The sequence below is a fragment of the Plastoroseomonas hellenica genome (assembly GCF_018129085.1).
Taxonomy (GTDB): Bacteria; Pseudomonadota; Alphaproteobacteria; order Acetobacterales; family Acetobacteraceae; genus Plastoroseomonas; species Plastoroseomonas hellenica.
The window spans coordinates 1-7,010 of sequence record NZ_JAAGBB010000106.1; the positions used below are offsets into that span (position 1 = coordinate 1).

Here is a 7,010-nt window from a genome sequence, read left to right on the forward strand (position 1 = left end):
GGCACCGCGCAGGCGGCGGGCGCCGGCGGCCAGAACAGGCGGAGCGGCTCCCGCGCGCCCAGCAGATCGGCGATGCGCCCCGATTCGGCCTCTGCGGCGCCGAGCGTGAGCGCGGCAAGGGCGGCGGCGGCTTCCCGCCCCTCGGCGCCGGCGTAGCGCAGCCCATGGGCGGCGAGGAAGCCGGCGAGATCCGCGAAGCCGATCGACAGCCGTGCCGCGCGGCCTTCGCCTACGATCTCCGCGGTGCGCACGGCCAGCGCCACCGCGGCGCCATAGGCCGCGGCGTCGAAGCCGCCGGCGGCGTCCAGGAAGGCCGAGAGGTTCAGCACGAAGCGCGGCGTCTCCGCCGTGCGGCATTCCCCGCGCCAGACCGGCAGGCCCGGCGCCCCGCGCCGGGCCAGCAGCAGCGCACGCAGCCCTTGGGCGAATTCGCTGTCCGCGACGAGGCCAAGCGCGCGGCCCTTGGCCTCCAGCCGCCGGATCCAGCGCTCCGCGAGGCCGGGCAGGGTCACCGGCCCGGCGCCCGGGGCGATGGCGGCCAGCGCCGCGGCGGCGGCTTCCGCATCCGGCCAGGCCGCCGGGAGCGCGACGGCGCGTGGTGCCTGATCCGGATCCGCCGAAGCCTTCAGGCGCCGGAGCGCGATTCCTTCCCAAAGGGTGCCGGTGAGGATTGCCATGGACCAATGCTAAGTCAGCCCCAAGGGACTCGGGAAGCCGTATCTGGTGTGCCCACTGTGCGATGACCCCATTATGTTGTGGAAAAGAGGGGAAGCAGGCCAACTCGCGGCGGCACCCTACCTCCGCCAAGGCTTCGGAGAGCGAGGGCCTGCGGCCGCAGGCCGCCACCCGTTCCTGCGGGGCGAGCGCAGCGACGCCCCGGGGCCGCGAATGCGGCCCCGCGCGCGACCAACAGTCATCGCCAATGCTGCCCTGACAGCGCGGAAGCCAAGCCGCCGGAGGCGGCGCCGGCGCTTGAGGCGGCATATCTATTATGCGATGGTCCGCGCCATGTCGTTCCTGACCAGCTTCTTCATTCGCCTCTCGGCGCGCCGGATCGGTAGCGATGCCGCCGGCAACACCTATTGGCAGGCCAAGCGCGCGCTCCGGGACGGGCGCCCGAAGCGCTTCGTGCTCTATGCCGGCCGCCCCGAGGCCTCCGCGGTGCCGCCGGAATGGTGGGGCTGGTTGCATCACACCACCCGGGACCCGCTGCCGGCGGAGCCGCAGCACGCCTGGCAGAAGCCACATCTCGCGAACCGGACCGGCACCGCGGAGGCCTGGCGGCCGCCGGGTAGCCAGTACAAGGAAGGGCGCCCGGTGAACCCCGCCGGCGACTACCAGGCCTGGACGCCGGGGGCCTGACCCCATGGCCCAGCGTCGGGGTATCGCGGAGCTGCTGACCGGGGCGGCGGTGCTGCTGATCGCCGCCGGTTTCCTCGCCTATGCCATCACTAACAGCGGCCGCGCCACCGTCTCCGGCGGGCTGACCCTGACGGCGCGCTTCGATCGCATCGACGGGCTGGCGCCCGGCGCCGATGTGCGCATCGCGGGTGTGAAGGTGGGGCAGGTGGTGAACCAGCGGATCGACCCGCAAAGCTTCCTCGCCGAGCTCACGCTGCGCGTCGATGGCAGCCTGCGGCTGCCGTCCGACACCTCGGCCGAGATCACCAGCGAAGGGCTGCTCGGCGGCAAATATGTCGCGCTGGTGCCGGGCGGCGGTGACCGCATCCTGCGCGACGGCCAGCGCATCGATATCACGCAATCGGCGGTCAGTCTGGAAAGCCTGCTCGGGCGCTTCATATTCTCGGTCACCGAGATGAACAGCAACCGCAGCCAGACCCCCGAGGCCGGCGCACCGGCCGCCCCGCAGGCGCCGGCGCCGGCAGCACCGCGATGAGCCTCGATGCCCCGCGCCTCTGGCCGGGCGCCGACGGCGAGCCGGTGTCCTGCCGCGAGAAGATCAAGACCCTCGAGGAGAACCACCGCGAGGCGGCGACCCTGCTGCGCGACGTCTTCGAGGACGCGATCCTGATGGGCGTGGACGAGGCCGCGATGCGCCGTGTGCTGACCGATCTCATCGCCGCGCTGCCCAGCCCGAAGCGGCTGCCATGAAGGCCGTCCTCGCCCTGGCCGCCACGCTGCTGGCTCTGCCCGCCATCGCGCAGGACCAGGAAGGCTGGGTGCCCGCACGCAGCGCCCATCTCCAGGCGCTTGACAAGGTCACCGCGCGCATCACGGTGCTGGATGCGCCGGTCGGGCAGGAGGCGCGCTTCGGCACGCTCTCGATCCGGGTCGCCGCCTGCAATGCGCGCCCGCCGGACGAGGTGCCGGACGCGGCTGCCTTCATGGAGATCGCCGACAGCCGCGCGGCGCGCGGTGCCGCGGTGGTGTTCCGCGGCTGGATGTTCGCCAATGCCCCCGGCGTGAACATGCTGGAGCACCCGGTCTACGACATCCGCGTGCTGGAATGCCGCTGAGGGCCGCGATCGGCCTCTGAGATTCTCGCCTCCTTCCCTGGCCCGCCGCTTGCTTGGCCAGGTTGCCGCGCCGCGCGGCCAAGGAGGCTTCATGAACCCGCTGTCGCGCCGCGGCGTGCTTGCCGCGTCGGCATTCGCGGCCCTCGCGCCCCGACCTGCCCATGCCTTCTATCCCGACCGCGGCCTGCGCATGATCGTGCCCTTCCCCCCGGGCGGTGCCGCGGATTTCCTTGGACGCACGGTCGGTGAGCAGATGACGCGCGGCCTCGGCCAGCCAATGGTCATCGAGAACCGCACCGGCGCCGGCGGCAACATCGGCACCGCTGTGGCCGCCCAGGCCGAGCGGGACGGCCATACCCTGCTGCTGAACGGCGTACCGATCGCGGTGAACCGCTATCTTTTCGCGGCCTTGCCCTTCGACGCGGAGCGTGACTTCGCACCGATCGCCATGCTGGCGGTGGTGCCGAACATCATGGTGGTGCCGACGGAGCTGCCCGCGAACAGCGTGGCGGAGTTCGTGGCCCTGGCGCGTCGCCGGCCGGCCACCTATGCCTCGATCGGCAACGGCACGTCGCTGCATCTGGCCGGCGCGCAGTTCGGCATCGCGACCGGCCTCGACCTGACGCATGTGCCGTACCGGGAGACCGGGGCTGCCAATACCGACCTGATGGCCGGGCGCGTCGACGTCATGTTCCAGACGATATCCGCGGCCGCGGGGCTGGTGCGGGGCGGGCGGATGAAGGCGCTGGCGGTGACCAGCGCGGACCGCGTGCCCGCCTTCGCCGATGTGCCGACCTTGCGGGAAGCGGGCGTGGATCTCGTCTCGGTCGGCTGGTTCGGGCTCTTCGCTCAGCGCGGCGTCGCGGCCGACCGGCTCGCGCGGCTGGAGGCCGAGGCACTGGCCGCGACCCGGGATCCGGTGGTCGCGGCGCGCATCGCCGAAAGCGGCTCCCTGCCGCGCGCCATGCCCGGCGCCGATTTCGGCCGCTTCATCGCGGCGGAGACGCAGCGCCTGGCCGAGTTGGTGCGCGTCGCCGGCATCCGCGCCGATTGATCAGATCCAAGGAGAGGACGATCCCATGCCCTTCGCCCCCGTCATTCCCGCCGGTTCCGGCAAGCCGCTGGCACCCTATTCGCCGGGCGCGCTGGCCGATGGCGTGCTCTACGTCTCCGGCACGCTGCCCTTCGACAAGGACAACAACGTCATGTATCCGGGCGACGCTACTGCCCAGACGCGGCTGGTGCTGGAGACGATCAAGGGCGTCGTCGAGGCGGCCGGCGGCACCATGGCCGATGTGGTGTTCAACCACATCTTCCTGACCGACTGGGCGAACTACGCGGCGCTGAACGCCGTCTATGCCGAGTATTTCCCGGGCGACAAGCCCGGACGCTACTGCATCCAGTGCGGGCTGGTGAAGCCGGGCGCCCTGGTCGAGATCGCGACCGTCGCGCATATCGGCACGTGAAGTACGAGATCGCCGGCCGCGCCGATGCGGCCGAGGCAGTGGTGCTCTCCGCCGGGCTCGGCGGCGCCGCGGGTTTCTGGGCGCCGCAGATGGCAGCACTCGCGCCCCACTTCCGGATCCTGCTGTTCGACCAACGCGGCACCGGCCGCAACGCCGGGCCGCTCCCCGATGGCTACACGATCGGGCACATGGCGGATGACGTGCTGGTGGTGATGGACACGGCCGGCATCGCACGGGCGCATTTCCTCGGTCATGCGCTCGGTGGCCTGGTCGGGCTCGACATCGCGCGGCGCCATCCGGAGCGCCTCGGACGCATGGTGCTGGTGAATGCCTGGGCGAAGGCGGACCGGCACACGGAGCGCTGCTTCGACATCCGGCTCGGCATCCTGCAATCACAGGGGCCTGCGGCCTATGTCGCGGCGCAGCCGCTGTTCCTGCACACCGCGCCCTATCTCTCTGCGAACCAGGAGAAGATCCTGGCCGAGGTCGCGCATGGCACGGCGCATTTCCAGGGCGCCGGAAACCTGCTGAAGCGGATCGGCGCGCTGCGCGCCTTCGATGCCCGCGCGGATCTGGCTGATATCGCGACGCCGGCGCTGGTCGCGGCATCGCGCGACGACCTGCTGGTGCCCTGGACGGCGTCGCAGGCACTGGCGGAAGGCCTGTCGGCAGCGCGGCTCTGGCTGACGGAGCAGGGCGGCCACGCCTTCACCGTGGAACAGCCGGAGCCGTTCAATGCGGCGATGGCCGAATTCCTGCTTTCGGCCTGATCTTACGGCGGCCGCTCCGCGACTACGCGGCGGTCCGGCGTTGGCCGGCCGCCATGTCCAGCGCCAGGGCCGCCATGACGATCGCGCCGCCGATCCAGGTCGCAGGCGGCGGCCAAGCCCCGAAGGCGAGCCAGATCCAGAGCGGCGCCAGCGGTAGCTCGAGATTGCCGATGAGCGCCGCGCGTGCCGCCGACATCAGCCGGCTGCCCAGCGTGAGCAGCAGCAGGCCGCCCCCGAACTGAACCGTGCCGAAGAGAGCGAGCCACAGCATCTCCGTGCCGGTCACGCGCACTGGGCTGGCGAAGGGCCAGACGACAAGCGCGCAGGCGAAGGCCGAGAGGCAGGCGGCCGGCAGCATCGAGACGCCCCGATGCCGGCGGATGATGACCATCATGGTGGCGATCAGCGCGGTCATCGCCAGGGCAAGCAGATTCCCGGCCAGATGCCCCTCCGCCCGGACCGGGCCGCACATCACCATCACCCCCAGCAGCGCCAGCAGGCTCGCGCCTAATGTCGTCCGGCTCTCCCGTTGCCGCATCCAGAGCCAGGCCACGGCGGCGGCGATGAAGGGCGCCGTGGCGTAGATGACGGTGACGTCGGCCACCGTGGTCAGCCGCAGCGCGTGCACGAAGCAGATCGTCCCGACCGTCGAGCAGCCGGCGGCGAGCAGGCCCGGCCGGCCGATCGCGCGAAAGGCGCCGGCACTCGCCGCCCCATGCTGCCGGAGGATGATGGCGCCGATGAACAGCCCGCCGAACAGGCTGCGCCAGAACAGGATGGTCCAGGCATCGGCCTGGATCAGGCCGGTGAACAAGCCGGCGGTGCTGAAGGTGAGCGCCGATGCGGCGATCAGCGCAACGCCGAGCCACCCGCCATCGCCCGATCGCCGTCGGATCGCCTGCCCGATGCCGGGCGCCGTCGCCAGGTCGCCTCGCATGCCCGCCTCCGCGATTGATGGACGCAGTCTGGCGGTCCCCTCCTGACAGGGTTATGTCAGGAGTGCCGGGCCGAATGGCGGGAGGCTGGCATGCGGCGGGCGGGTCGGCTGTTCGACATCATCCAGGCGCTGCGCATCGCGCCGCGCCCGATCACGGCCGCCACCCTGGCGGAGCAGCTCGAGGTCACGGTCCGCACCGTCTATCGCGACATCGCCACCTTGCAGGCGCGGCGCATCCCGATCGAAGGCGCAGCCGGGATCGGCTATGTCCTGCGCCGCGGCTTCGACCTGCCGCCCTTGATGTTCACCGCGGATGAGATCGACGCGATCGCCGTGGGCGCGCGGCTGGTGCGCCGGCTGCGCGATCCTGGCCTGCAGGACGCGGCCGACGCCGTCCTCGCCAAGATCACCACCATCCTGCCGGACAGGCTGCGGTCCGGTGTCGCCGCGGCGCCCTTCTTCGTCTCCGACGGCAGCGCCGCGGTTCCCGAGGGGATCGATCTCTCGGATGTGCGGCGGGCGATCCGGGAGACGCGGAAGATCCGGATCACCTATGCGGATGCCGAGGGCCGGCGCAGCCACCGCACAGTCTGGCCGATCGCCATGCTCTACTATGTCGACGTGACCCTGCTCGGCGCCTGGTGCGAGCTGCGCCGGGATTACCGTCATTTCCGCGTCGAACGCATCCTGACCTCGACCCTGCTGGAGGAGGTCTTCCCGACCGCGGGCGGCAAGCTGCTGGAGGGCTGGTTCGTCTTGCAGCAGTCGCGCGCGGCCGATGGTAAGCTCTTCGGGTGACCGGCCGAGTCCTTGCCCCGACCGTCCTCGCCTTGCTGCTTGCGCTGGCGCCTGCCGCGCCGGCGCAGCACCCCTCGCGCGAGCAGATGCGGGAGGCGGAGCGCGCCGCCGCCGCATCCCGCGCGGAGGCCGCCGCCGCCGCCCGCCGCGCCGAGGCCGCGGAGCAGGAGGAGCAGCGCCTGGCGGAGGAGCGGGTCGCCGCGGCCCGCCGTGCCCAGCAGGCCGATAGCCTCTATGACCTGGCGCTCGAGCGCCAGCGCCGTGCCGAGGCCCTTGCCCGTGACGCGGAAGCCGAGGCTGCCCGCCGCGCCCGCGCCTTCTCCGCCATGCTGCCGGTGCTGCGCCGGCTGGCGCTGTTTCCCGCCGAGACCTTGCTCGCCGTCCCGGCCCCGCCCGAGGAAGCGCTGCGCGGCGCCTTGGTCCTGCGCTCCCTGGCCCGTCATCTGCGGGAGGAGGCGGCGTCGCTCCACCTCGCCCAGGCGGCGGCTGCGGCCGCCATCGCGACGGCGGAGGCGGAGGCGGAGCGCGCCGGCCTCGCGCGCGAGGCGGCGCGGGAGGCGGC

At 72.2% G+C, this 7,010-nt stretch carries 9 protein-coding genes and 2 pseudogenes; 9 read left to right on the forward strand and 2 right to left on the reverse strand.

Annotated elements, in window-relative coordinates; all coding sequences use genetic code 11:
• A pseudogene (locus tag GXW71_RS33840) lies at positions 1-677 on the reverse strand (hypothetical protein); the annotation flags it as partial.
• 295 nt (positions 678-972) lie between these two features.
• On the opposite strand from GXW71_RS33840, the gene GXW71_RS33845 reads away from it, so the two are divergent.
• From GXW71_RS33845 to rutD, 7 genes are all read left to right on the forward strand, one after another.
• Positions 973-1,362 (forward strand): NADH-ubiquinone oxidoreductase subunit NDUFA12 family protein, encoded by a 390-nt coding sequence (locus tag GXW71_RS33845; protein ID WP_246527142.1) that lies wholly within the window; start codon positions 973-975, stop codon positions 1,360-1,362.
• 4 nt (positions 1,363-1,366) lie between these two features.
• Positions 1,367-1,897 carry an outer membrane lipid asymmetry maintenance protein MlaD gene (gene mlaD, locus GXW71_RS33850; RefSeq protein ID WP_211858380.1) on the forward strand — a complete coding sequence of 177 codons (531 nt, stop codon included), beginning with the start codon at positions 1,367-1,369 and terminating at the stop codon, positions 1,895-1,897.
• A complete protein-coding gene (locus GXW71_RS33855; RefSeq protein WP_211858383.1) occupies positions 1,894-2,112 on the forward strand; it encodes a hypothetical protein in 219 nt (72 codons plus the stop codon). Before mlaD ends, GXW71_RS33855 begins: the two co-directional genes overlap by 4 nt.
• Complete coding sequence (locus GXW71_RS33860; RefSeq protein WP_211858384.1) at positions 2,109-2,477, forward strand: DUF2155 domain-containing protein; 369 nt, start codon at positions 2,109-2,111, stop codon at positions 2,475-2,477. The genes GXW71_RS33855 and GXW71_RS33860 overlap by 4 nt, the downstream gene beginning before the upstream one ends.
• A gap of 91 nt (positions 2,478-2,568) precedes the next feature.
• Complete coding sequence (locus tag GXW71_RS33865) at positions 2,569-3,531, forward strand: Bug family tripartite tricarboxylate transporter substrate binding protein (protein WP_211858386.1); 963 nt, start codon at positions 2,569-2,571, stop codon at positions 3,529-3,531.
• A gap of 25 nt (positions 3,532-3,556) precedes the next feature.
• Complete coding sequence (rutC, locus tag GXW71_RS33870) at positions 3,557-3,943, forward strand: pyrimidine utilization protein C (protein WP_211858388.1); 387 nt, start codon at positions 3,557-3,559, stop codon at positions 3,941-3,943.
• A complete protein-coding gene (rutD, locus tag GXW71_RS33875) occupies positions 3,940-4,713 on the forward strand; it encodes a pyrimidine utilization protein D (protein ID WP_211858390.1) in 774 nt (257 codons plus the stop codon). The genes rutC and rutD overlap by 4 nt, the downstream gene beginning before the upstream one ends.
• 22 nt (positions 4,714-4,735) lie before the next feature.
• On the opposite strand, the gene GXW71_RS33880 is transcribed toward rutD, so the two are convergent.
• On the reverse strand, positions 4,736-5,650 hold the full coding sequence (locus GXW71_RS33880; protein WP_211858392.1) for a DMT family transporter: 915 nt from the start codon (positions 5,648-5,650) through the stop codon (positions 4,736-4,738).
• A gap of 90 nt (positions 5,651-5,740) precedes the next feature.
• On the opposite strand from GXW71_RS33880, the gene GXW71_RS33885 reads away from it, so the two are divergent.
• Both GXW71_RS33885 and GXW71_RS33890 read left to right on the forward strand, forming a co-directional pair.
• A complete protein-coding gene (locus GXW71_RS33885) occupies positions 5,741-6,448 on the forward strand; it encodes a helix-turn-helix transcriptional regulator (RefSeq protein ID WP_211858394.1) in 708 nt (235 codons plus the stop codon).
• Positions 6,445-7,010: pseudogene (locus GXW71_RS33890) on the forward strand (hypothetical protein); the annotation flags it as partial. The gene GXW71_RS33885 and the pseudogene GXW71_RS33890, both read left to right, overlap by 4 nt.

Coding starts and splice junctions, on each gene's coding strand:
- mlaD (WP_211858380.1), top strand. CDS start 1,367: ATGGCCCAGCGTCGGGGTATCGCGGAGCTGCTGACCGGGGCGGCGGTG.
- GXW71_RS33855 (WP_211858383.1), top strand. CDS start 1,894: ATGAGCCTCGATGCCCCGCGCCTCTGGCCGGGCGCCGACGGCGAGCCG.
- GXW71_RS33860 (WP_211858384.1), top strand. CDS start 2,109: ATGAAGGCCGTCCTCGCCCTGGCCGCCACGCTGCTGGCTCTGCCCGCC.
- GXW71_RS33865 (WP_211858386.1), top strand. CDS start 2,569: ATGAACCCGCTGTCGCGCCGCGGCGTGCTTGCCGCGTCGGCATTCGCG.
- rutC (WP_211858388.1), top strand. CDS start 3,557: ATGCCCTTCGCCCCCGTCATTCCCGCCGGTTCCGGCAAGCCGCTGGCA.
- GXW71_RS33880 (WP_211858392.1), bottom strand. CDS start 5,650: ATGCGAGGCGACCTGGCGACGGCGCCCGGCATCGGGCAGGCGATCCGA.
- GXW71_RS33885 (WP_211858394.1), top strand. CDS start 5,741: ATGCGGCGGGCGGGTCGGCTGTTCGACATCATCCAGGCGCTGCGCATC.